The following is a 22,541-nucleotide window of genomic DNA, read 5'->3' as shown; positions in this document are numbered from 1 at the left end:
TCCGGCTCCGGCCAGGGCGGGGGTGCCCGCTTTCACGGAAAGGACGCGACACATGACCACAGCCGCAGACCGTACCGACGACAACACCACCCGCACGGTGGACGCCTGGGGAGTCACCTCCCTCGGTGCTCCCCTGGAACGCCTGCAGATCACCCGGCGGCCCCTGCGTGACGACGACGTCCGGATCCGCGTCGACTACTCCGGCATCTGCCACTCCGACATCCACAATGTCCGGGGTGACTTCGGCCCCAGACCCCTGCCCCTGGTGCCCGGCCACGAGATCGTCGGAACCGTCGTCGGAATCGGCTCAGAGGTCTCCCGCTTCTCGGTCGGTGACCGGGTCGGGGTGGGGTGCTTCTCTGACTCCTGCGGTCACTGTGACGCCTGTCTGGCCGACGAGGAGGGCTACTGCGAGAACGGCACGGTGATGACCTACGCCAGTGAGAACCGGTACACCGACGGAGAGGTGACGCAGGGCGGCTACGCCACCGAGATCGTCACCCGGGACACTTTTGTCCTGCGGGTGCCGGACTCGCTCGATCCGGCGGCGGCCGCTCCCCTGCTCTGCGCCGGGATCACAGCCTATGCCCCGCTCAAGCACTGGGGCGCCGGCCCCGGACGCCGCGTCGCGGTCGTCGGGATGGGCGGGGTGGGGCATGTCGCCGTGAAGATCGCGGTGGCGATGGGTGCGGAGGTCACGGTGCTCTCCCACTCGGAGACCAAGCGGGAGGAGGCGCTCGGATTCGGTGCCGTGGACCTTGTCTCGACCGCTGACGGCAGTTTCGCGGAGTCCTGCTCCCGCCGCTTCGATCTCATCCTCAACACGGTGAGCGTGGACCTGGACACGGCGTCCTACATGGCCACGCTGGCCTTCGACGGCGTGATGGTGCAGATCGGGCTGCCGGAGCAGCCGCTGAACGTCCCGGTGCGTATGCTCACCGGTCAGCGGCGGTCCCTGGCGGGTTCACTGGTCGGCGGCATCGCCGAGACCCAGGACATGCTCGACTTCTGTGCGGACCACGGGGTGACAGCCGAGATCGAACTCATCGACGCCGCAGACGTCAACGAGGCCTACGACCGGGCGGTCCGCTCTGACGTGCGCTACCGCTTCGTCATCGACGCGGCGACGATCTGAGGCTGACCCTGTTCAGCCCCGCAGCCGGTCGGCCTGGGTCCGGGCCAGTCCGACGAGAACGTCCTGGCTCACGCCCTCGCTGCCCGTGACGCTGAAGTCGTTGCCGTTGACGGTACCGGAGATCGTGGTCTGGACGATCGTGATCTGCTGGCCCCCGACATCCATGGCGACGTTGGACCGGACGCCCCGCGCGTTCTCCACACCGTTGAGGTTGACGGCGACGTCCTCTGACGTGGAGGTGATGCTCACGGGCACACCGTTCATGTCGCCCTTGGCGGTGAGGTTGGAACACCCGTTGTCGGTCTGGTTGCTGCCGGCGGGACCGACAGCGCCGAGGATGAACTGCTCGCCGCCGTCACTGTAGGTGACGGTGGACACGCCTGCGGCGGCGGCATCGCCGGCCGCCAGCTGCTCCTGCAGAACAGCCTTGCATTCCGGCGGGGTGACGGTCATGGCGTCCAGCATCTGCTGGGTCCCTGCGATATCCGTCTGCTGAGCCTGCTGCGGGTCGGTGACGGTGAACCCGGCGGGGGCGTCACCGGCACCGAGGATCGCGGTGGCGGGATCCACCGGGGTGGACCCCTGGTCGGCGTCCGCGTCGTCACCCTGGGGTGCGGGGGCGCCACCCTCCGGTGCGTCCTCGGGAGCCGGGGAATCCGGGGTCCCGGAGCTCGACGGAGCTGCGCTCGAGGATCCGGCGGTCGACGAACTCGCGGTCGTCGTCTCCGAGTCGTCCGAGGAGTCATCGGAGCAGGCGGTGAGGCCCGTCCCCACGCCGAGAAGCAGCGTCAACGCCACTCCTGCCACGATCCTGTGTGAGTACCTGCCTCTTGTCATTCCTGCTCCGGATGTCGACGATCTGTGCCTGTCCATCATGGCACACGCCACTCCGTCAGTCGTCGCGTATCCGGGTCAGGGGGGGGTGACAGTAAGCCGTGATCAGGGGATCAGGGCGTTGTCCAGCAGGGCGCTGGGGGCGTTCTCCGGGGAGGAGGACGCGATGCCCTCGCTGCGTGCTCCCAGCTCGCCGCCGTAGACCTGGCGGAAGCCGGTGAGAGCCGCAGCGTAGTGGCTGATGGCGGCCTCGTAGGTCACGCCGATGCCACCGTGCAGCTGCACGGCCTCTTCGGCGATGGTGCGCGCCTGGCCCAGCAGGAAGTTGTGGGAGTCCAGGGCGGTACGGGTCAGCTCATCGAGGTCCTCGGCGGAGAGGGTGTCGACGGTGCCGGGGAAGGCCTCGGCGACGGCGGTCGCCCACAGTGAGGTGGAACGGGCCAGTTCGACGTCGGAGTACATCTGCGCGGCACGGTGGACCAGCACCTGGAAGCGGTTCAGGGTGACACCGAACTGCTTGCGCACCTTGAGGTACTCCACGGTGGTCTTCAGTGCGGTTTCCATGAGGCCGACGGCGCGTCCTCCATGGGCGATACGGCCCAGGGCCACAGCACGGCGCAGGGACGCCTCGACGGTCTCGGCACCGGCGTCACCGAGACGCTCGGCGGCGGCGCCGTCGAAGGTGACGGTGCCGGTACGGACCCACTCGGCGTCGCGGTGGATCCCGACGGAGACACCGTCGGCGTCCGCGGCGACGAGGAAGACACCCGGGGTACCGTCAGCGACGGCGGTGACCAGGTAGGCGTCTGCGTTGTCGGCGAGGACCACGGCGCGCTTGGTGCCGGAGAGAGCACCCCCGGTGACCGTGGCGGTACGGGCAGCGTCCCAGCCGGTGCCGGCTTCGGCGTGGGCGAGCGGGACGATGACCTCACCGGTGGAGATGCGGCCGAGCCACTCCTTCTTCTGGTCCGCGGAACCGAGGTCCGAGATGATCCAGGAGGGGACATAGGCGGCATCGGTGAGCGGCTCCGGGGAACCCAGGGTGCCCAGGGTGTTGGTGGTGGCCCAGACCTCGGCGATACCGGCGCCGGCGCCGTTGTAGTCCTCGGCGACCGGGAGGGCCGTCAGCCCCATCTCGGCGGCCTGCGTCCACACGTCGCGGCGGAACTCGAGGGCGACCTCGGGGGCCTCGCCACCGGCGGTGGGATCGCCGTCGGCGGAGGAGAAGATGTCGCGGACACTGTCAGCGAGCATCTGCTGTTCGTCGTTGAGTGAAAGATCCATTGTTCTGACCTCCTAGAGTCCGAGAATTGCCTTGGCGATGACGCCGGCCTGCACTTCGTTGGTGCCGCCGTAGATGGAGACCTTGCGGTTGTTGAGGTACTCGACGACCGGGTCGCCGTCGTGGTCCTCAGCGGTGGCCGCGGCCCCGGTGATCTCCACGGCGTCGGACCCGAGGGCGGTGACCGCCAGATCATTGAGCTCCTGGAGGATGCGGCTGCCCTCGATCTTCAGCAGAGAGGACAGCGGGGAGGGCTTGCCCCCCTCACTGGCGGCGGTGACGCGCAGCATCGTGGCCTCGAGGGCGGTGAGACGCAGCTTGATGCCGTAAAGGCGGCTGCGGAACTCCGGGTCCTCGATGACCTTGTGGCCGGCGACCTCACGGTCCGCGGCCTCGGAGACCAGGGCAGTGTACATGCGCTGGCTGGTACCGACCTGGGCCATGCCGTTGCGCTCGTTGCCGAGGAGGAACTTGGCGTAGGTCCAGCCCTTGTTCTCCTCGCCGACGAGGTTCTCGGCCGGAATCCGGACGTCGGTGAAGAAGAACTCGTTGACCTCGACCGAGCCGTCGATCAGCCGGATCGGGCGGCGCTCGATGCCCGGGGTGGTCATGTCGACGAGCAGGAAGGAGATGCCCTTCTGCGGCTTGTCGGCGGTCGGGTCGGTGCGGACCAGGAGGAACATCCACTCACCGTGCTGGCCGAGGGTGGTCCAGGTCTTCTGACCGTTGACGACGTAGTGGTCACCGTCGCGGACCGCGGTGGTCTTCAGACCTGCAAGGTCGGAACCGGCACCGGGCTCGGAGAAGCCCTGTGACCACCAGATGTCGAGGTTGGCGGTCTTGGCGAGGAAGCGGTCCTTGAGCTCGTCGCTGCCGAAGTTCGCGATGACGGGCCCGACCATGCCGGTGTTGAACGGCAGGGGCTCAGGGATGCCGGCCCGCTGGAGCTCATTGGTGTAGATATGCGCCTGGGTGGGGGTCCAGTCCTGTCCGCCGTACGCGACGGGCCAGTGGGGAACGGCCACACCGTGCTTGTTGAGCACCTGCTGGGAATCGATGATGTCCTGGCGGGTGGCCTGTCCGGCACGGTAACGGTTGCGGATCTCCTCAGGGACTTCCCGGAAGATGGCGCGCAGGTCATCGCGGAAAGCGATCTCCTCCGCTGTGAGCTCCAGATTCATCCGTGTTACTCCTCACGTTGTCGGGCGGCGGTGGTTCAGATCACTGCCACGGGGCGATAGTTGGTGACCATACCCGGCCCACTCTCCGACCGACACCACGTCCCATGAATTATGTTTCAGTTACCCCCGTGTGGAACCCGGTTTCGACCGCACCCGAAACTGATAGCCTGTCCTTACGCGCCCCGGCACCTGTTCTGTGCCGGCACCTGGAAAGGACCTGACATGCTCTACGACGTGCCGAAACCCACCGAAGCGATCCTGATCAGCGGAGGCTTCGGCCACCGTAGTCCGGACAGTCCCTACCGCATCGTCGTCGGCGGCGGCGCGTGGTCGGTCCCCATCCTCCACCGGGTCCAGCGGTTCTACATCGGAGCGAACACCGTCCAGGTCCGTGTCGCCGCCCCGTCCGCCCAGAACGTCGAGGTCGCCGTCGAGGCCACTGTCGTCTTCCGCGTCCGGCCGGACAAGAACCACATCACCCGTGCCGCGTCCCGCTTCGAGGGCAGCGACCGCAAGGAGGTGCTACGCGCCGCCTACGACATCTTCGGTGGCGAGACCCGTGCGATGATCGGCCAGATGACCGTGGAGGAGATGATCTCCGACCGCATGCGCCTGGCGTCCGACGTCCTGACCAACGCCGAGCCGAAGATGGCGGAACTGGGCTGGGGAATCGACTCCTTCCAGATCAGCTCCATCACCGACGACAACAACTACATCCGCTCCCTCTCCGCCCCGGAGCTCGCCCGTGTCGAGCGTGAGGCAGCCGTCGCCGAGGCCCGCCGGGACGCCGAGATCGAGAACGAGCGACAGAAGGCCAACCGCCTGAAGTCCGAGTACCAGCGCGACACCGACCTGCTCACCAGCGAGAACATCAAGCAGACCGCGCAGGCGAAGGCGGAGGCCGAGGCGTCCGGCCCGCTGGCCAAGGCCGAGGCAGAACGTCAGGTCGTCGCCAAGCAGTCCGAGCTCGCCGCCGAGCAGGCGCTGCTGCGTGAGCAGGAGCTGATCGCCGAGGTCGTCAAGCCCGCCGAGGCTGAGGCGCAGCGTCGGCGCATCGAAGCCGAAGCCGAGGCACAGGCCCTGCGCACCACGTCCGATGCGGTGGCGTCCAACCGTGGCGTCATCATCGACAAGCAGATGGTCGACCAGATGCCGGAGATGATCGACTCGCTGTCCGAGGCACTCGGATCGGCGAACCTCACCCTCGTCGGCGATGGCCAGGACCTCAACCGGCTGCTCAGCCAGATCGCCTCGGTCGCACCGGGCCTGCGGGAACTGGCGAAGCGCGACAACGGCGCGTAGACACGGGGTATGTCTGACGCACTCATCATCGGCGGCCACGGCAAAGTGGCCCTGCTCGCAACCCCTAAGCTCATCGACCGCGGTTTCGCGGTCACCTCGGTGATCCGGAAGCCGGAACAGTCTGAGGACATCGAGGCGCTCGGTGCCACTCCCCTGGTGCTCGATCTCACCCGGATCACCCCGGACGCTTGGGATGCCCTGCTCGGCCGGTTCGACGTGGTCATCTGGTCCGCCGGTGCCGGAGGTGGCGCCGCTGAGCGCACCTACGCCGTCGACCGGGACGCCGCTCTCGCGGTCATCGACTCCCTCGAGCGACTGCGGGACGCCGGCAAGGCACCGCGCTACCTCAACGTCTCCTATGTCGGGGCGACGAAGCACTCCGTGCCGGAGGACGACTCCTTCTTCCCCTATGCAGATGCGAAGAAGATCGTCGATGACCGGCTGAACAGCACCACCGGTCTGGACTACGCGATCCTCGGTCCGGCGGCACTCACTCTGGAGCCGTCCACCGGCTGGGCACCGGTGGACGCCGCCGCCGATAATCCGGAATGGTCGACCGAGACCTCCCGCGAGCTCGTGGCGGACGTCATCGCCGAACTCGCCGCCCGTGAGACCCTGCCGGCGGACCGGACCGTCGAGTTCATCGACGGGCCGACCCCGGTCAGTGAGATCGGCTGAGACGTGCCCTCAGCTCTCATCATCGGCGGCCACGGCAGGGTCGCCCTGCTTACTGCACCGATGCTCGGCGATCTCGGTTTCTCCGTGACCTCGGTGATCCGCGACGCTGGACAGTCCGCCGACATCGAGGCCACGGGCGCCACTCCCCTGGTCCTCGACATCACCCGGGTGACAGCGGACGGGTGGGACACTCTGCTCGCCGGGTTCGACGTCATCGTCTGGTCCGCCGGCGCCGGTGGAGGAACTCCGGAGCGCACCTACGCCGTCGACCGTGATGCCGCCCTCGCGGTCATCAATTCCCTGGAGCGGTTGCGCGACGCCGGAAAGACTCCCCGGTTCATCAATGTCTCCTACCTCGGCGCCACCCACCACCGGGTCCCCGAAGGCGACTCCTTCTACCCTTATGCGGACGCGAAGAAGACCGTCGACGACCGACTCAACAGCACCGAGGGCCTGGAGTACCTGATCCTCGGACCGTCCGCACTCACCCTGGAGTCCGCTGTCGGGTACGCGACTCCGACCACAAATCTGCCGCCGGAGGACTCCCACACCTCCCGCGAACTCGTCGCCGAGATCATCACGGTCTTCGCAGACCGCAACTCTCTTCCCGGTGACCGGACAGTCGAGTTCGTCGACGGCTACCTCCCCGCCAGTGAGATCTAGGGAAACTGCCTGACAACTACTGGACGTCGAACGCAGCGCTGTAGGTGACGGTAGCCTCGGGGTAGTCACCCTTGCGGTCGAGACGCAGGGCCTGGAAGTAGGACACCTGCTCCGGCGCCAGCCCAGCCATCGTGAGACCCTCACGGTGAGCGAAGCCGAACCGGGCGTAGAGCGAAGGCTCGCCGAGCAGGACCGCACCGGTCGCCCCGTAGATGACGAGCAGGTCGAGCAGGGCCCGCATCAGCCCGGAGCCGGTTCCCTGGCCCTGGAAATCCGGATGTACCGATATCGGTCCGATGCCGTACCACCAACCCCCGTCCGGTGGGTCGAGGGTCACGGGGGATGCTGCGACATGTCCGACGATGCGTCCTGCGTGGACGGCGACGAGCGAGTACCGGAGTTCACCGGCGTCGCGGAGGGCGTCGATGATCTTCGACTCGGTGCCGGAGGCGTGTTCGACCTTGGCGAATGCGTCGTTGGTCAGAGCGCGGATGGCTCCGATGTCTGAACCGTCGATACGCTCGGGACGGATGACCGGGAACCCTTGTCCGGTGGGAACTGTGGCAGATGTGGCGTCTGTGATGGTGTTCATAACCGCATGATACCGGTGTTCCTGCTGGTCGGCAGGGGTGAGACACCCCGTCCCAGCAGGTGGGCATAACGGCGTCACCTAACTCGTTCTCGCCGCATTCAGCCGACCGGTCCCGAGCTCCGGATCACCCGCTCCAACCGCCGAATTGTCGACGTCATCTGTGCCGGTCCTGTCCCGCCCATGCCCATACAGCTACCGGTACTGGTAACTGCATTGGACTTCGGCGTCAGCGGGTACAGGAGGTCAGTCCTTGTCCAGCTCGGCCCCCCAACACAGCCTTCAGCTCCGCCGCCGCGGCCCGGGGATCATCCGTCTCGGTCAACGGACGCACCACCACGGCACGCACCGGGTACCCCTCCGACCCCTCACCGGCCGCCGCCTGCACCTCCGGCAGGGTGGACGCGTTCACCCCACCGATCGTGAACCACACCTTCTCACGTTGCCACTGCTCAGGGGCCGAGACCAGCATTGACGCGGTCTCCGTCACCAGCGACAGTCCCGTTGCCGCGCGTCCCGGTTTCGTCGGGGTCTCCCAGAGCGGCCCGGTGCAGAAATAGTCGAGGTCGGCGTCCTCCATCGCGGCGCGTGCCTGCGACAGCGAGTGAGTGGACAGTCCCACCACCACGTCCGGGCCCAGCAGGGACCGCACCTGGGGGATGGTCAGATCGTCCTGGCCGACGTGGAAGACGTCCGCGCCCACCAGTGCGGCGATGTCCGCCCGGTCGTTGACCGCGAACAGCTTCCCGTGTTCCTCCGCCACCGAGGCCAGGACCTCCAGCGCCGCGATCTCGTCGCAGGTGTCGATGGACTTGTCGCGCAACTGAATGATGTCCACCCCTCCCTCGTAGGCGGCGTGGAGGAAATCCCGCAGATCGCCCTGTTCGGCCCTGGCCGGGGTGCACAGGTACAACGAGGCGTCCTGAAGCTGATCGAGACGTCGGACACGCAGGTCACGGTCGGGGGTGGCACTGAAACGGGAAAGGCTCATGTGGTGGAATGGTAGCCGTAGGCGAACTACGGGAGCCCCTGCAGGGGCTGAGAGGACCGGAGCACCGGTCGACCGTCCACACCTGACGCGGATCATGCCGCCGGAGGAAAGGAACGCATGAACACACGCCCGCCAGATACCGTCATTGTCGGTGCCGGCGTCGCCGGGCTGACCGCCGCCTGGAACCTGCACAAGGCCGGGCAGCGTGTCACCGTCGTCGACCCCACCCCGGGAATGGGCGCCAGCCGCGCCGCCGCCGGCATGATCGCCGCGGTCAGCGAGGTGATGTACCAGCACCACACGATGCGCTCCCTGATGACGACCTCGGCCGCCCTCTATCCCCCACTCGTCACCGAGCTCACCGAAATCCTCGGTCACGGCGTCGGCTACCGGGGCACGGAGACCCTCGACATCGGTGCGCACCCGGCCGACCGCGACTGGTTCGCCGACCTCGCTGAGGTCCAACGTGCCGCGGGCATGACCGTCGAGCGGATCACCACCCGTCAGGCCCGGACACTGGAGCCGGCGCTGTCCCCTGCGATCTCGGGGGCGTTCCTCGTCGCCGGGGACCACCAGATCAACCCCCGCAAGCTCGTCCCCGCCCTTATCGAGGCGCTTGAGCGGGATCCCGGCTTCAGGCTGGTCCAACGGCGCGTCACCGCAGTCCTCCGCGACGGCGGCGACACCGGCGCGGTCACCGGAATCACCCTCGACGACGGCACCGAACTCCACGCCGGCACCACGCTGCTCTGCCCCGGAGTCTCCCTCGACGGCATCGGCAACCTGCCCGAGGCCGAGTGCGTGAAACTCCGCCCGGTCCACGGCGACATCCTGCGCGCCCGGCTACGCCCCGGCCAGCCACCGTTGCTCGACCGCACCGTGCGCGGCATGGTCGACGGCCGCCCCGTCTACCTCGTCCCCCGCACCGACGGCGAGATCGTCATCGGCGCGACCGAGCGGGAGGACGGGTTCGACGGCGTCGTCCTCGAGGGTGCCTACCAGCTGTTGCGGGACGCCCAGACGCTCGTCCCCGGTGCCGGGGGCCTGGAGCTCACCGAGATCCTCGCCCGCGCCCGCCCCGGCACCCCCGACGACCTGCCCTACATCGGACGCCTCGACGGCGTCGACGGACTGGTCGTCTCCACCGGCTACTCACGCCACGGCATCCTGCTCGCCCCGTTGGGCGGACACCTCGCCGCAGGCCTCGTCCTCGGTGCCGACAGCACAGCGGAGGACGCCGCAATGCTCGCCGCCACCGACCCTCAGCGGACATCCCCACACACCTCAGGAGCAACAGTATGACCGTCACCGTCAACGGTAAGCCCCACGACTACGCCGACGGGGCCACCGTCGCCGACATCATCCTCGACATCACCGGCCACGTCCACGACGACGACCAGCTCGGTGTCGCCGTGGCACTCGACGCGACCGTCGTCCCACGCAGCCGCTGGGCGTCCACCCCGGTACCTGAGGACGCCGAGATCGAGATCATCACCGCCATGCAGGGAGGCTAGTCATGTCACTCACCATCGGATCCACCACCGTGGACTCCCGCCTGATCATGGGAACCGGCGGCGCGACGGCGATGACCGTCCTGGAGGACGCCCTCGTCGCCTCCGGCACACAGCTCACCACCGTCGCCCTGCGCCGCTTCAACCCGACGACCGGCACCTCGCTGTTCGGCCTGCTCAACAGGCTGGGCATCGAGGTCCTGCCGAACACCGCCGGCTGCTACACCTCCCGTGACGCCCTGCTCACCGCCCGGCTCGGCCGGGAGGCCCTGGGGACCGACCGGGTGAAGCTGGAGATCCTCGCCGACGACGAGACCCTGCTGCCCGATGTCGTCGAACTGGTGGACGCCACCGAGCAGCTCACCGATGACGGTTTCGAGGTCTACGCCTACACCTCCGATGACCCGGCGGTGGCCCGGTCCCTGGAGTCCGCCGGTGCGGCCGCGGTCATGCCGCTGGGCGCGCCGATCGGCACCGGCCTGGGCATCCTCAACCCGCACAACATCGAGCTGATCTGCTCCCGGGCGACGGTCCCGGTGATCCTCGACGCCGGGGTCGGCACCGCCTCGGACGCCGCCCTGGCCATGGAGCTGGGCTGCGACGGTGTACTGCTCGCCAGTGCCGTCACCCGCGCCCAGGATCCGGCGCTCATGGCCACGGCCATGAAGGCGGCCGTCGAGGCCGGTTACCTGGCCCGACGGGCGGGACGCATCCCGAAGCGCACCCTGGCCGAGGGCGCGTTGGCGTCCTCTCCGATGGAGGGACGCATCGTCGCAGGCACCAGCCGGGAAAGCGAGTCGCTGTGACCGCCGCGAAGGCTCTCCCGTTCGCCCCGCTGGTCGACCCGGTCGACGAGCTCACCCGCGATGACCTGATGCGTTACGCCCGGCATCTGACCCTGGACCAGATCGGACCGGAGGGTCAGCGTCGACTGCGGAATGCCAGGGTGCTCGTCACCGGAGCCGGCGGCCTGGGCTCGCCTGCCCTGCTCTACCTCGCCGCGGCGGGTGTGGGCACCATCGGCATCATCGACGATGACGTGGTGGATGTCTCCAACCTGCAGCGTCAGGTTGTCCACGGCATGGATGATGTCGGGCGGCCGAAGGTGGAGTCCGCCGCGGACGCCGTGGCCCGGATCAACCCGACGGTCACCGTGGAGCAGCACCGCACCCGCCTCACCGCGGACAACGCCGTGGACATCATCGGTGGCTACGACCTGGTCATGGACGGCGCAGACAACTTCGCGACCCGCTATGTCGTCTCGGACGCCTGCACTCTGACGGACACCCCGTGTGTCTGGGGATCGATCCTGCGCTTCGACGGCCGGATCTCAGTGTTCTGGAACGGCCCGGACCATGACGGCATCAGCTACCGTGACCTTCACCCGGACGCCCCCGCGCCCGGTGAGGTTCCCAGTTGCGCCGCCGGTGGCGTCATCGGGGCCCTGCCTGGCACCATCGGATCGCTCATGGTCACCGAGGCCGTCAAACTCATCACCGGTACCGGTAGGCCGCTGTTCGGGCGGCTGCTCATCCACGACGGCATGGCGATGACCTTCCGTGAGCTGAAGATCCTCCCGGATCCGGACGCCCCGCTGGTCACCGCCGTGGACAACAGTGTCTCCGAGACCTGTGCCGTGCCCTCCTACCCCACCGTCAGCCCGACGGAGCTCCAGTCACGGCTGGATACCGGTGCGGTCCTCGTCGATGTGCGTGAGCCCTGGGAACGTGAGATCGTGTCCGTCCCCGGTGCGCTGTCCGTCCCCCTGGCCGAGCTGCAGGCCCACGGTGCCGAAGCCCTGCCGGACGCCGCCCGTGGCCGTGACGTGGTCTTCCACTGCAAGGCCGGCAGCCGCTCCGAGCAGGCGCTCGACGCGGTCTCACCCTACTTCGCCGCGCGTGAGGAGAACGCCTCCCACCTCGACGGCGGCGTCCTGGCCTGGGTGCAGGACCTGCACCCGGACCTGCCGACCTACTGAGTCACCTGGCGGGTGCGCCACCGCGCCATCGCGGCCCGGCTGATGACGAGCCCGACCACACCGAGGATCCACACCACGCCGACGGCGAAGAACCAGGCGAGCCGGAAATCGCCCCAGGCGTACTCGGCGCCGTCAGCCGAAGCGTCCAGAATGAAGCCGACCACCTGGGAGGCGACCATCGCGGCGGTGAACCCGCCCATGTTCGCCAGACCGGTGGCCGTCGCAGTGAAGCGACGGTCGACCTCCTCACGCACCGTGTCGAAGCCGAAGTTCGCGACCGGGGCCAGGCCGGGCAGCACGATGTTCATGATGATGATCGCGGCGTAGCCACGCGGGGCGTCCGGCAGGAAGAACACGACCCAGCTCACCGCGACAAGGACGGTCGCCCCCAGGGCCACCAGTGGACGTCCCCGCCCGGCGCGCGCGGAGATGATGCCCGCCAGTGGTCCGACGAGGACGCTGACCACCATGTTCACCACGAGCACGGTGGAGGCCTGCCCGTCGGACAGCCCCATACCGAGTGTCATCAGCGGCTTGCCCCACAGCAGGGTGAACACGACCTGGCTCATGAGCGTGAAGTGGATGAAGAAGCCCATCCAGCAGGCGGGGTGCCGTACCACGAAGGCGAGGATGCGGCCGATACCCGGCTTCTCCCGGGCGGTGGTCTCTGCTGCGGCCGGAGTCGGGTCCGGGGTGTCCCGCACCGCGACCCACACCAGGATCGCCACGAGGACACTGGACGCGCCGAGGCTCACGAAGGACGTCTCCCAGCCCTGGGCATGCAGCAGAGCGGTGAACGGCACTGCGGAGATGAACTGGCCGACATAGCCCAGACCGCCGGTGAGCTGGGTGAACAACGGGGTCTTCCGCATCGGGATCCAGGCCGGCAGGATGCGCATCACCGACAGGAACGCCGTGGCGTCCGCCGAACCGATGATGACGCGGGCCAGGATCGCCACCGGATAGGAACCGGTGGCTCCCAGCAGGACCTGCCCCAGTCCCATCATCAGGGCACCCACGACGAGCATCCGTCGCGGACCGAACCGGTCGATGAGCATGCCCATCGGGATCTGCGCGCACGCGTAGACGCCGACCTGGACCGAGGAGAACACCGCCAGGCGTGAGGCCGAGATGTCGAAGTGGTCCATCGCCTCCACACCGGCGACGCCCAGGGAGGTACGTCCCGTGATCGCCAGGATGTAGGCGAGGATGCCCGCGCCCCACACCGTGAGGGCGCGGGCGCTGAGCCGGTCAGAGGGACGGTCGGCCGGTGTCGGGGGGGTAGGCGTAACAGGCACGTTTCCCCACCCTAGACCTGTGGTCCGATCACACGGAACGCAGTCACCCTCACAGAGACGCCGCACCGCGCACCAGCACAGTGGCCGCGCCGGCGGCGGCGAGGAACAGCGCGAGCCGGTGTGCGGTCGCGCGGTCGATACGCCGTGCGATCCGGGTGCCCACGGCAATGCCGAGGACGATGGCCACCAACGCGGCCGGCCAGATACCCCACGGCTCCGACCCGATGTCACCGGCACCGGAGAGCCACTTGATGATGAAGCTCAGCGTCCCCGAGACGATGAACAGCGGCTGGAGCGTGGCGGCGAAGGTGCGCTGGTCCCAGTGGGACGCCTGGGCGTAGACGGTGATCACCGGGCCGGCGACACCGGCGAGCGTGTTCGTGAAGCCGCCGACGGTACCGGCGACCAGGGCCGGTGCCTTCCCCGTCGCATCGGGGACGTACCGCCTGCCGACGGTGGTGACAGCCAACGCCAGAAGGATGAGCACACCGACGATGATCTGCAGCACCGCCGGGCTGACGACGGTGATCAGCCAGGCCCCCGGCACCGCACCGACCACCATGACCGACCCGATGAGGGCGAACTTCCGCCAGTCGACAGTGCGTCGTTGCGTCCACGTGGACAGGCTGGCGTTGACCGCGGCGATGACATTGATGACCATCACGCCCTCGACCGGCCCCATCGCCAGTGACAGCACCGGCGCCCCGAGAATCCCGACGCCCATACCGGACACGCGCTGCATGCAGGAGCCGATGAGGATCGTGACGAAAACGAGGAGGACGGGGGTCATTCCCCACACTGTAGCCGCCGCCCTATACCATCTTGACGTGTGACTCCTCCTCCCCCCGTCGCCGCACAGACCCCGGTTCACCACTCCCGCGCCGTGGTCTGGCTCGGCTGGCTGGTCGCCCATCTGATCCCGGTGATCTGGATCGACCGCTTCGCCACCTCCACCGGTGACGTCCACTACTACTTCGTCGGCGTCAACAACTACGTGCCCGGCGCCATGACCGAGTACCCGGTGTTCGGGACGCTTCCCGCCCGGCTGGTCAACATCCTTCCCGGCGGGGAGGACGCCTACATCCGCTGGTTCGTCGCACTCTGCGTCCTCACCTCCGCGGCCTTCACCGCCTGGCTGATCCACGTCGACCGCGACCCCGGGCACCGGGCCGCATGGTTCTGGTCGTTGTTCATTGCCCTGTCCGGGCCGATCGTGCTGACCCGACTCGACATCTTCCCCGCGCTGACGGTCGCCGCCTTCGCCGCACTGCTGTTCGCCCGATCCCGGGTGGGACGCCGCCTCGCGACCGTCGCTCTGGCCCTGGCGACGATGATGAAACTGTGGCCCGGTGTGCTGGGGGCGGCGCTGGTCGGGGGATGGCGACGACGCTCCACCTGGGCCCGGGTGCTCTGGTTCTTCGCCTCCCTCGCCGTTCTCTGCGTCGTGGTGCTCGTGATCTCCGGCACCGACGGACTGACCTCACCACTGGACTACCAGTCCGACCGCGGGCTGCAGATCGAGTCGGTCTTCGCCACCCCGGTGATGGTGGCCGCGGCCTTCGCCGCCGCCGGGGACGACCGCTGGCACATCGGCTACGCGGCGTCGAAGAGTTTCGAGATCACCGGGCCCGGCGCCGGAATCATGACGGGCGTAGCCTCGGTGGCGACCGTGGCCATGGTGCTCATCGCCGTCGGGTGGGCGGTCACCCGGCTGGTACGCGACGACTGGTCGTCAATGCAGGCCCTGGCCTTCAGTGTCTTCCTGGTCGCACTGATCATCGCGACGAACAAGGTCTTCTCCCCGCAGTACATCACCTGGCTGACCCCGCTGGTGGCCGTGGCACTGCTGGTGAGTCGACGCCGGATCGTGGTTGTCCTGGCACTGGAGGTGCTGGTCACCGCCGTACTGACGACGGCCGTCTACCCGGTCTACTACGACTGGTTGATGTCTGCCCCGCCGTCGAAGGAGGGTGTACTGTTCCTCGCGCTGCGCAATATCGGGATCCTGGGGATCCTGTGCACCACAGCCTGGTGGGCACTCACCGCGCGTCGGGAAGCCCTGCCGCGATAGCCGGGAACACCCGGAACATCAGCGGGGCCAGCGGGTGCGCGGGGTCCTCCGGGGTGTCCTCCGGTGTTCCCAACGGTGCCCACCGGTTCTCGGCGATCTCTGCGGCCGGCGTGGGCGTGCCACCGGTCCACACCGTGGTGAAGACGTCGGCGACGACGGTGTGTCCGTCCTCGTTCGCGGCCGGCGCGCGGTAGCGACCCACCGGACGGAGGGACGCGGCGGACAACAGGACGCCGGTCTCCTCGTGGACCTCACGGACGGCTGCCTGAACCGGGCTCTCCCCCGGTTCAGGCTTGCCTCCGGGGAACTGGTACAGGTCCGTGCCGCGCTTGCGCACGGTCAGGACTTCGGTGCGGTGCTCAGCGTCGGGACGCAGGAAAGCGACGGCACTGACGCGGATCTCCGCGCTCACCGCAGGGCGTGACGGATCGTCGAGACGGTCACCGCACAGGAGGCGTCGGTGACCGCCCCCTGGTAGGCACGGCACACGTCCGATCCGTGCTGCATGACCATGAGCAGGCCGGCACTGAGTTCCTCGGACAGCCGCTCGAGGTCTTCGTCCCCGGAGACCATCGGGCACAGCAGCCGGTTGAGCCCCTCACCGGAGCCGACGCCGTCCACGGCACTGGTCAGACCGGAGCCGACCCCGGCCGCCAGGAGACGCACGTACGCCTGGGCGGTCAGCCCGAGCAGGTCACCGTTGTCCCTGAGGTCGGTGACGTGGCGGCGGAAGGTGAACATCGACGGCATCGTCACGTGCCGGTCGCGCCACCGGGCGCTCGCGTGGGCCCGGTCAAGGGCCCGGTTGAGGGAACCGGTCGTGGCGGTGAGTTCCGTCCGCACGCCAGCGGGAAGGAGGGCGCAGTCCCCCAGGATGCGCAGTCCCTCCCAGTGCTGCTCCAGCCAGGCGACACGCCCGGCGAAAGGCAACGAGCCTTCGGACAGCCGCCGGACCACGGCCGACCGGCCGAGGCACTCCGTCACGGCCCCGGTGACGGTGTCCACCAGCTCAGCGGCGGACGCAACCACATCTGTTCTGTCCCCGGAGTCTGCCGGGAATGCATGCTGTGCGTTCACGTCCACCACCTTTCTTCCGTGAGCCTAGCCTATCTTGGGTGGGGAGTCACCCCCGGGCCCGCTCCAGTCCCTCGAAGACGCCCGAGTTGAACGCGAACGCGTCCGAGGAGGCGTCGAGGAGGTGCTGCTGCTCCTCCTCGGTGAGCTGCAGGGCGTCCAGGGCGGCGCGGTAGCCGTCCCGGTAGACCTTCGGCTTCGGGATGTGCGGGAAATCATAGAAGGTGAGGCCCTCGGAGGCGACGCCGTAGTGGCGTCCCATCAGACGGCCGATCACCTGGCCACCCGCCAGGTCACCCAGGTAGCGGGTGTAGTGGTGGGCGATCAGTGCCGGGACGTCGCCGTCCCGGCCGATGCGCTGCAGTTCGGCGACATACGCGGCCGTTTCAGGGAGCGGCTCTGCATTCACGGTGCCACCGAGGACGGTGAGATCGGCGACCAACGCGGACCGGCGGTCGAGCTGCCGGTCGGCGATATCGGCCAGGCGGGAGTCACCCGCGCAGGCCTCGACCGCCTCTTCCAGCGCCGTGTAGAACAGGAGAGCCTGTTCCTGCAGGGCGATGAAAGCGGCGGCATCCAGCTCTCCGCCGAGCAGCTCCTCCATGAAGGACGAGTGCTCGGCCTTGTCGTGCGCCTGGCGGGTTTCCCCACGCAGACGCTCCGACAGGCTCAGAGCGGGGAGAGCAGTGGTCATGATCGGTTCCTCCGTATGTACGGTCATGTACGGTCCTCGTGCATCGTGCTCCACGAGGGTAACCAAGGGTGACCTGACCTCACATCATCCGAAAGGTTGATTGTCCGGTTGACCACCCGGAAGCCCTGCTCCCGGGGTCGGACGGATCCACAGCTGGCCGTCCACCTCACTGACGCTGACCGGCCACTGGTAGACCTCTGAGAGCCGCTCGGAGGTGCACACCTCCCGCGGCGTCCCCGCGACGACGATCCGGCCGTCACACAGCAGGGCGAGCCGGTCGCAGTAGCGGGCGGCGAGGTTGAGGTCGTGGAGTACCACGATCACTCCCCTGCTCTCGCCGTCGTCGCCGGGACGCTCCGCCACCCGGCGCGCACTGTGCATGGTGCGCTCCTGGTGGCCGATGTCCATCGCCGCGGTCGGTTCGTCGAGCATGACGCAGCGGGCCTGCTGCGCCATCACCCGGGCCAGGGCGACGCGGGCCCGCTCACCACCGGACAGGGTGGTGATCTCCCGGTGCTGCATGTGGTCCATACCGACCTCGGCGAGGCAGGCGTCCACGATCCCGGCGTCCCGGCCCGGGTCCTTCGGCCAGGCCGCCCGGCCCATCTCCACGACATCGCGGACCAGATGGGCGAAGGAGACCGTCGAGTCCTGCAGCATGACCGCGCGGGCGCGGGCGGCGTCACGCGGTGTGTAGTCGTGGTAGTCACGGTCGAGCAGTGTCACGGTACCGGTGGTGGGGTGGGTGTCCCCCGCCAACACGGCGAGCAGAGTCGACTTGCCGGCACCGTTCGGGCCGATGAGTCCGAGGACCTCCCCGGAGTGCAGGGTGAGGTCGAGTCCGTGCAGGATCTCACGTCCACCGAGTTCCGCGGTCACCGAGTCGGCGACGAGAAGTGCCGTGTCCTGAGTGCCGGTCATGCGACACCACCTTTCTTCAGCATGCGCCGCAGGAGAATGAAGAACGTCGGGCCACCGACCAGCGCGGTGAAGATGCCGATCGGCAGGTCTGCGTAGGCGATGAGGGTGCGCGCCGCGACATCGGCGATGAGCAGCAGGACCGCACCGCCGACCGCGCTGAGCGGGACCAGCCAGCGGTTGGACGCACCGATGACCTGACGCAGGATGTGCGGGACGATGAGACCGACGAAGCCGATGATGCCGGCGTAGCTCACCGCCAGAGCCGCCAAGGCGGTCGACAGTCCGATGATCGCCACGCGCATGGCGGCGACGTTCACACCGGCGTGACCGGCGGCCCGCTCCCCCAGGCTCAGCAGGTCCATCTTCCCGGCGATGACGCAGGACGCGATGATGCAGAGCACCAGCGGCACGACGACCACGCCGACCTGGTTCCACATCGCACCGTTGAGCGACCCCATCTGCCAGAAGATGATCTGCTCACGCGAGGACGTCGGGGCGAGGAAGACCATGAAGGAGATGATCGCGCCGGCCACCGCGTTCACCGCGATACCGGTGAGCACGAGGGTGAGGACCTTGACCTCGCCGTTCATCGAGGACAGCTTGTAGATCACCACGGTGGTCAGCACACCGGCGATGAAGGCCAGCAGCGGCGTCGTCGCCGAGCCGAGGAAGGCCAGGTTGAACACGATGCCCACCGCGGCACCCACCCCGGCACCGGAGGTCACACCGATGACGCTGGGCTCGGTCAGCGGATTGCCGAAGAGTCCCTGCAGCAGGGTGCCGGCCACGGCCAGGGCCGCCCCGACGAGCAGACACAGGACGATACGTGGCAGCCGGATGTGCCACAGTACGTTCGCCCCCGTCACCGAATTGTCGTCCGGTCCGGCAGCCAGTGCCTTGACCACCTCACCGGGTGACAGTGTGTACTGGCCTAGAACGAGATTCACCACCACAGCGACCACCAGAAGAGCGACGAGGATGCCCAGGGTGGTCCACCGCACCGCCTTCCGGTGTTCGAGTATCGCCCGGTGGTCCGCAAGCATTTTCACGGAAGGTGAGCCTACCCCAGCACCCGGGCCCTGCCCGAAATCATTCGTCGTACTGGGCGTCCACGACTTCCTCGCCCCAGAACACGCGGTCTACGACGCGGCGGGCCCGGCGGGTCTTCTTGAGGTAATTGTCGAGGAACCCCTGCGAGTCCGCCGGATCCCACCCCGCCGCGGCTGCGACGTGCACCAGCTGGGCACCGGGCGGCGGCAGCTGATCGGGGATCTTCGCCTTGGACAGCACCAGGGCGTTGCGGGCGTGACTGGCGGTGATCCACGCGTCCTGCAGTGTCACGACATCGAACTCGGAGAGCAGCCCGGCGATGCGGATCTCCTCGAGCACCTCCAGGGTGGATGTGTTGTGCAGCGTAGGGATCCGGTGGCAGTGCTGCAGGGTGAGCAGCTGCACCGTCCATTCGACGTCGGCGAGGCCACCACGGCCCAGCTTGGTGTGGGTCGCCCGGTTCGCCCCACGCGGCAGGCGTTCACCGTCGACCCGCGCCTTCATCCGACGGACCTCCTGGACGGTCTTCTGGTCGGCGCCGCCCTCCGGGTAGCGGAAGGGGTCGATGGTGCGCAGGAACCGGATACCCAGGTCCTTGTCGCCGGCGACCCACGTCGCACGCAGCAACGCCTGGTATTCCCAGGTCTCACCCCAGCGCTCGTAGTAGGCACGGTATGACTCCAGGGTGCGGACCGAGGCACCGCTGCGTCCCTCCGGACGCAGGTCCAGGTCGACCTCCAGCGGCGGGTCGAGCGACGGCTTGGCCAGCCGGGCGCGCAGCCGGTCGACGATACCGATCGACCAGGTCACGGCATCATTGGTGGTGCCGGCCTCGCCGTCACCGTCCTCGTCATGGCCTGCAGCGTCCCCGGCGTTCCCGGCCGGTTCGCAGACGAAGAGCACGTCGGCGTCGGAGCGGTAGCTCAGCTCGGCACCACCGAGACGCCCCATGCCGATCACCGAGATGACCGCCGGGGCGTTGCGGTGGTTGGCGTCCTCCCAGGCCCGGATCTCCGCCGACAGGGCGGCCTCTAGCACCGCGTCCCACACCCACGACAGGGAGCGCGCCACCTCCGGCAGTTCCATCATGCCGAGCAGGTCGGCGGCGGCGACCCGGGCCAGTTCAGTGCGGCGCAGCGAACGGGCCACGGCAATGGCCTTGTCGGGGTCGGTGTAGCGGCCGGCCGCGGCGACCAACGAATGGCTGATGACCGAGGCGTCCTTCTCCATGAGCTTCGGCTTCGTCGCACCGTCGGACAGCAGCTTCACCGCATCCGGGGCAGCGAGGAAGAGATCGGAGACGTACGGCGAGGTGCCGAGGATCTTCATGAGGCGTTGACCGACGATGTTCTCGTCGCGCAGCAGCCGCAGGAACCACGACCGGTCGGACGCCGCCTCCGACAGCTTCCGGTACGCCAGCAGGCCGGCGTCCGGGTCGACGGTCTCCGAGAGCCACTCCATGAGCGACGGCAGGATGACCGCCTGGACCCGCGCGCGGCGGGTGCCGCCGGACGCCAGCGCGGCGAGGTGGTCCATCGCCCGGTCCGGGTAGCGGTAACCCAGCGCAGCGAGCTGACGTTGTGCGGCCTCCGGGGTGAGCCGCAGCTCGTCGACGCTCATCTCGACCACGGATGTCAGCAGCGGACGGTAGAAGAGCTTGTTGTGCAGCTGGCGGATCTGCCGGCCGGTGGCGCGGACCCTCGCCTCCAGTTCCTCGGCGAGGGTCCGGGTGCCTTCGGCGACCAGGCCCGAGGTACGCGCCAGCCAGGTCCGTGAGGCCCGGTCGGACACCTCGGGCAGCAGATGGGTGCGCTTGAGGTGACTGAGCTGCATCCGGTGCTCCAGCAGGCGCATGAAGCTGTAGCAGGCGATGAGCGTCCGGCCGTCCTCGCGTCCGACGTAGCCGCCGGCGACGAGCGCGTTGAGCGCCTCGACAGTGGACAGGACGCGCAGTGACTCATCGGCGCGGCCGTGGACCAGCTGCAGTAGCTGGACCGCGAACTCCACGTCCCGCAGCCCGCCGGACCCCAGTTTGAGCTCACGGGACTTCAGCTCCTCAGGCACGTTCTCGATGACGCGGCGACGCATCGCCTGGACGTCCGGGACGAAGTCCTCACGCTGCGAGGCGGTCCACACCATCGGCGCGAGCTCGTCGACGTAGGCCCGCCCCAGGTCGAGATCGCCGGTCATGGGACGCGCTTTGAGCAACGCCTGGAACTCCCAGGTGGATGCCCACCTGCGGTAGTAGGTCAGGTGGGAATCCAGGGTACGGACCAGGGCGCCGTGCTTGCCCTCGGGACGCAGCGCGGCGTCCACCTCGAAGAAACACCGGCAACCGATGTTGATGAACTCACCGGCCAGCCGGGTGGTGCTGGCGTCGGCGGGTTCGGCGACGAAGATGACGTCCACGTCAGAGATGTAGTTCAGTTCCAGCGCCCCGCACTTGCCCATCGCCAGCACGGCGATCTTCACCGGGACGGGCCCGGTCGGGAAGACCTTGGCGACGGCGACGGACAGGGCGGCGGTGAGGGCGGCGTCCGCGGCGTCCGCCAGGCGGTCGGCGATGACCTCGAAGGGGACGAAGTCGGGGTACCCGGCCCTCCCCTTCGGCGTGGGCGCCTCACCACGCCGGGGCACGAAAGTGCCCGCCAGGTCGATGGCGGCGACGCGGGCGAGGATGGTGCGGTAGGCGGTACGCATCGCGCGGTCGGCCTCTGCCCCGGTGACCGTGGCGCGCCGCAGCAGCGAGTCGTCGGCGTGCAGCGGGTTACCGTCCTCGTCGACGCCCTCGACCTCCTCGGCACCGACCGAGTCCAACATGGTCGCGAGCATCGAGCGACCACCGGGCAGGTCCTCGCCGAACAACGGCCAGATCTCCGGGTTCGCGACGACATGGTCGCCGAGCAGGGTGGACGCCCCGAACAGGCCGAGCAGCCGGACCCGGAACACATGGTCGGTGTCCAGCCGGTCCTGCAGCCCCCCGGGATCGTCGGTGGCCTGCATGAGGCGGACGATATTGTTCAGCGCCTGGTCCGGGTCACCGGTCGCGGCCAGCGTCCAGAGCAGATCGAGACGCTTCTCGGTGTCCCACCCCAGGGCCGCGAGGTCAGCGGCGGCATGTGGGCGGCTCAGCCCCAGTGACGCTGCCGAAGGGATACGCGATCGAGAGGTGCGTGGTTGGTTCACCGGGTTCCGTCCTAGTCCCGCCGGATCCTGGGTGTCAGGTCGGCGACGTCGATGATCTCCCCCACCATCGTAGTGAACGCCGCCCACCGGCGGGACGCAGCGG

22 protein-coding genes and 1 riboswitch are annotated in these 22,541 nt (G+C 68.5%); of the genes, 9 read left to right on the top strand and 13 right to left on the bottom strand.

The window, feature by feature from the left end:
- The first annotated feature begins 52 nt into the window (after positions 1-52).
- Positions 53-1,135 carry an NAD(P)-dependent alcohol dehydrogenase gene (locus tag ACZ9GM_RS03325; RefSeq protein ID WP_476037261.1) on the top strand — a complete coding sequence of 361 codons (1,083 nt, stop codon included), beginning with the start codon at positions 53-55 and terminating at the stop codon, positions 1,133-1,135.
- Between the two features lie 12 nt (positions 1,136-1,147).
- Here ACZ9GM_RS03325 and ACZ9GM_RS03320 read toward each other — a convergent pair whose 3' ends face one another.
- The 3 genes from ACZ9GM_RS03320 to ACZ9GM_RS03310 all read right to left on the bottom strand — a co-directional run bounded on the left by ACZ9GM_RS03320 (position 1,148) and on the right by ACZ9GM_RS03310 (position 4,432).
- Positions 1,148-1,927, bottom strand: coding sequence for a hypothetical protein (locus ACZ9GM_RS03320; RefSeq protein ID WP_476037260.1), 780 nt, complete (start codon positions 1,925-1,927; stop codon positions 1,148-1,150).
- A gap of 147 nt (positions 1,928-2,074) precedes the next feature.
- Positions 2,075-3,253, bottom strand: coding sequence for an acyl-CoA dehydrogenase family protein (locus tag ACZ9GM_RS03315; protein WP_291474316.1), 1,179 nt, complete (start codon positions 3,251-3,253; stop codon positions 2,075-2,077).
- Positions 3,254-3,265: 12 nt separating this feature from the next.
- Positions 3,266-4,432: an acyl-CoA dehydrogenase family protein gene (locus ACZ9GM_RS03310; protein ID WP_291474315.1), complete on the bottom strand. Its 1,167-nt coding sequence runs from the start codon at positions 4,430-4,432 to the stop codon at positions 3,266-3,268.
- A 222-nt stretch (positions 4,433-4,654) separates the two neighbouring features.
- Between ACZ9GM_RS03310 and ACZ9GM_RS03305 the strand changes: the two genes are divergently transcribed.
- Genes ACZ9GM_RS03305 through ACZ9GM_RS03295 form a run of 3 tightly spaced genes read left to right on the top strand, consistent with a single transcriptional unit; the run spans position 4,655 to position 7,075 of the window.
- Positions 4,655-5,734, top strand: a complete 1,080-nt coding sequence (locus tag ACZ9GM_RS03305; RefSeq protein WP_291474314.1) for an SPFH domain-containing protein — start codon at positions 4,655-4,657, stop codon at positions 5,732-5,734.
- A 9-nt stretch (positions 5,735-5,743) separates the two neighbouring features.
- Positions 5,744-6,412, top strand: coding sequence for an NAD(P)H-binding protein (locus tag ACZ9GM_RS03300; protein ID WP_291474313.1), 669 nt, complete (start codon positions 5,744-5,746; stop codon positions 6,410-6,412).
- A gap of 3 nt (positions 6,413-6,415) precedes the next feature.
- Positions 6,416-7,075: an NAD(P)H-binding protein gene (locus ACZ9GM_RS03295; RefSeq protein WP_291474312.1), complete on the top strand. Its 660-nt coding sequence runs from the start codon at positions 6,416-6,418 to the stop codon at positions 7,073-7,075.
- A gap of 16 nt (positions 7,076-7,091) precedes the next feature.
- Here the strand turns inward: ACZ9GM_RS03295 and ACZ9GM_RS03290 are convergent, their stop codons facing one another.
- Both ACZ9GM_RS03290 and thiE read right to left on the bottom strand, forming a co-directional pair.
- The gene (locus tag ACZ9GM_RS03290) at positions 7,092-7,667 is read right to left on the bottom strand and encodes a GNAT family N-acetyltransferase (protein WP_291474311.1); all 576 of its coding nucleotides are present in this window, start codon (positions 7,665-7,667) and stop codon (positions 7,092-7,094) included.
- Positions 7,668-7,893: 226 nt separating this feature from the next.
- Complete coding sequence (thiE, locus tag ACZ9GM_RS03285; protein WP_291474310.1) at positions 7,894-8,655, bottom strand: thiamine phosphate synthase; 762 nt, start codon at positions 8,653-8,655, stop codon at positions 7,894-7,896.
- An 18-nt stretch (positions 8,656-8,673) separates the two neighbouring features.
- Positions 8,674-8,781, top strand: a riboswitch (TPP riboswitch).
- Here thiE and thiO point away from each other — a divergent pair.
- From thiO to moeB, 4 genes are all read left to right on the top strand, one after another.
- Positions 8,773-9,957, top strand: coding sequence for a glycine oxidase ThiO (thiO, locus tag ACZ9GM_RS03280; protein WP_291474309.1), 1,185 nt, complete (start codon positions 8,773-8,775; stop codon positions 9,955-9,957). Its footprint overlaps the riboswitch before it by 9 nt.
- A complete protein-coding gene (gene thiS / locus ACZ9GM_RS03275; RefSeq protein WP_291474308.1) occupies positions 9,954-10,169 on the top strand; it encodes a sulfur carrier protein ThiS in 216 nt (71 codons plus the stop codon). The genes thiO and thiS overlap by 4 nt, the downstream gene beginning before the upstream one ends.
- 2 nt (positions 10,170-10,171) lie before the next feature.
- Positions 10,172-10,972: a thiazole synthase gene (locus ACZ9GM_RS03270; protein WP_291474307.1), complete on the top strand. Its 801-nt coding sequence runs from the start codon at positions 10,172-10,174 to the stop codon at positions 10,970-10,972.
- A complete protein-coding gene (gene moeB, locus ACZ9GM_RS03265) occupies positions 10,969-12,144 on the top strand; it encodes a molybdopterin-synthase adenylyltransferase MoeB (protein ID WP_291474306.1) in 1,176 nt (391 codons plus the stop codon). Before ACZ9GM_RS03270 ends, moeB begins: the two co-directional genes overlap by 4 nt.
- On the opposite strand, the gene ACZ9GM_RS03260 is transcribed toward moeB, so the two are convergent.
- Both ACZ9GM_RS03260 and ACZ9GM_RS03255 read right to left on the bottom strand, forming a co-directional pair.
- The gene (locus tag ACZ9GM_RS03260; protein ID WP_291474305.1) at positions 12,138-13,442 is read right to left on the bottom strand and encodes an MFS transporter; all 1,305 of its coding nucleotides are present in this window, start codon (positions 13,440-13,442) and stop codon (positions 12,138-12,140) included. The genes moeB and ACZ9GM_RS03260 overlap by 7 nt on opposite strands.
- Before the next feature lie 49 nt (positions 13,443-13,491).
- Entirely contained in the window at positions 13,492-14,232 is a 741-nt protein-coding gene (locus tag ACZ9GM_RS03255) for a sulfite exporter TauE/SafE family protein (RefSeq protein ID WP_291474304.1), read from the bottom strand.
- Positions 14,233-14,271: 39 nt separating this feature from the next.
- Between ACZ9GM_RS03255 and ACZ9GM_RS03250 the strand changes: the two genes are divergently transcribed.
- On the top strand, positions 14,272-15,513 hold the full coding sequence (locus ACZ9GM_RS03250; RefSeq protein ID WP_291474303.1) for a glycosyltransferase 87 family protein: 1,242 nt from the start codon (positions 14,272-14,274) through the stop codon (positions 15,511-15,513).
- Here ACZ9GM_RS03250 and ACZ9GM_RS03245 read toward each other — a convergent pair.
- The 6 genes from ACZ9GM_RS03245 to ACZ9GM_RS03220 form a co-directional block, all read right to left on the bottom strand.
- Complete coding sequence (locus tag ACZ9GM_RS03245; RefSeq protein WP_291474302.1) at positions 15,482-15,925, bottom strand: NUDIX hydrolase; 444 nt, start codon at positions 15,923-15,925, stop codon at positions 15,482-15,484. The genes ACZ9GM_RS03250 and ACZ9GM_RS03245 overlap by 32 nt on opposite strands.
- The gene (locus tag ACZ9GM_RS03240) at positions 15,922-16,590 is read right to left on the bottom strand and encodes a hypothetical protein (protein ID WP_291474301.1); all 669 of its coding nucleotides are present in this window, start codon (positions 16,588-16,590) and stop codon (positions 15,922-15,924) included. Before ACZ9GM_RS03240 ends, ACZ9GM_RS03245 begins: the two co-directional genes overlap by 4 nt.
- A 46-nt stretch (positions 16,591-16,636) precedes the next feature.
- Positions 16,637-17,281, bottom strand: a complete 645-nt coding sequence (locus tag ACZ9GM_RS03235; protein WP_291474300.1) for a biliverdin-producing heme oxygenase — start codon at positions 17,279-17,281, stop codon at positions 16,637-16,639.
- An 84-nt stretch (positions 17,282-17,365) separates the two neighbouring features.
- Positions 17,366-18,202, bottom strand: coding sequence for a heme ABC transporter ATP-binding protein (locus ACZ9GM_RS03230; protein WP_291474299.1), 837 nt, complete (start codon positions 18,200-18,202; stop codon positions 17,366-17,368).
- On the bottom strand, positions 18,199-19,245 hold the full coding sequence (locus ACZ9GM_RS03225; RefSeq protein ID WP_291474328.1) for a FecCD family ABC transporter permease: 1,047 nt from the start codon (positions 19,243-19,245) through the stop codon (positions 18,199-18,201). The genes ACZ9GM_RS03230 and ACZ9GM_RS03225 overlap by 4 nt, the downstream gene beginning before the upstream one ends.
- Before the next feature lie 46 nt (positions 19,246-19,291).
- On the bottom strand, positions 19,292-22,438 hold the full coding sequence (locus ACZ9GM_RS03220; protein WP_476037259.1) for a bifunctional [glutamine synthetase] adenylyltransferase/[glutamine synthetase]-adenylyl-L-tyrosine phosphorylase: 3,147 nt from the start codon (positions 22,436-22,438) through the stop codon (positions 19,292-19,294).
- Positions 22,439-22,541: the final 103 nt, after the last annotated feature.

The organism is Corynebacterium sp. UD i78 (assembly GCF_056280545.1).
This window is presented reverse-complemented; position numbering and strand designations above follow the sequence as displayed.

Excerpts from the sequence above, each read along its gene's own strand:
- ACZ9GM_RS03325 (WP_476037261.1), top strand. The coding sequence starts at position 53 with ATGACCACAGCCGCAGACCGTACCGACGACAACACCACCCGCACGGTG.
- ACZ9GM_RS03315 (WP_291474316.1), bottom strand. The coding sequence starts at position 3,253 with ATGGATCTTTCACTCAACGACGAACAGCAGATGCTCGCTGACAGTGTC.
- ACZ9GM_RS03310 (WP_291474315.1), bottom strand. The coding sequence starts at position 4,432 with ATGAATCTGGAGCTCACAGCGGAGGAGATCGCTTTCCGCGATGACCTG.
- ACZ9GM_RS03305 (WP_291474314.1), top strand. The coding sequence starts at position 4,655 with ATGCTCTACGACGTGCCGAAACCCACCGAAGCGATCCTGATCAGCGGA.
- ACZ9GM_RS03300 (WP_291474313.1), top strand. The coding sequence starts at position 5,744 with ATGTCTGACGCACTCATCATCGGCGGCCACGGCAAAGTGGCCCTGCTC.
- ACZ9GM_RS03290 (WP_291474311.1), bottom strand. The coding sequence starts at position 7,667 with ATGAACACCATCACAGACGCCACATCTGCCACAGTTCCCACCGGACAA.
- thiE (WP_291474310.1), bottom strand. The coding sequence starts at position 8,655 with ATGAGCCTTTCCCGTTTCAGTGCCACCCCCGACCGTGACCTGCGTGTC.
- thiO (WP_291474309.1), top strand. The coding sequence starts at position 8,773 with ATGAACACACGCCCGCCAGATACCGTCATTGTCGGTGCCGGCGTCGCC.
- thiS (WP_291474308.1), top strand. The coding sequence starts at position 9,954 with ATGACCGTCACCGTCAACGGTAAGCCCCACGACTACGCCGACGGGGCC.
- ACZ9GM_RS03270 (WP_291474307.1), top strand. The coding sequence starts at position 10,172 with ATGTCACTCACCATCGGATCCACCACCGTGGACTCCCGCCTGATCATG.
- ACZ9GM_RS03255 (WP_291474304.1), bottom strand. The coding sequence starts at position 14,232 with ATGACCCCCGTCCTCCTCGTTTTCGTCACGATCCTCATCGGCTCCTGC.
- ACZ9GM_RS03235 (WP_291474300.1), bottom strand. The coding sequence starts at position 17,281 with ATGACCACTGCTCTCCCCGCTCTGAGCCTGTCGGAGCGTCTGCGTGGG.
- ACZ9GM_RS03230 (WP_291474299.1), bottom strand. The coding sequence starts at position 18,202 with ATGACCGGCACTCAGGACACGGCACTTCTCGTCGCCGACTCGGTGACC.
- ACZ9GM_RS03225 (WP_291474328.1), bottom strand. The coding sequence starts at position 19,245 with ATGCTTGCGGACCACCGGGCGATACTCGAACACCGGAAGGCGGTGCGG.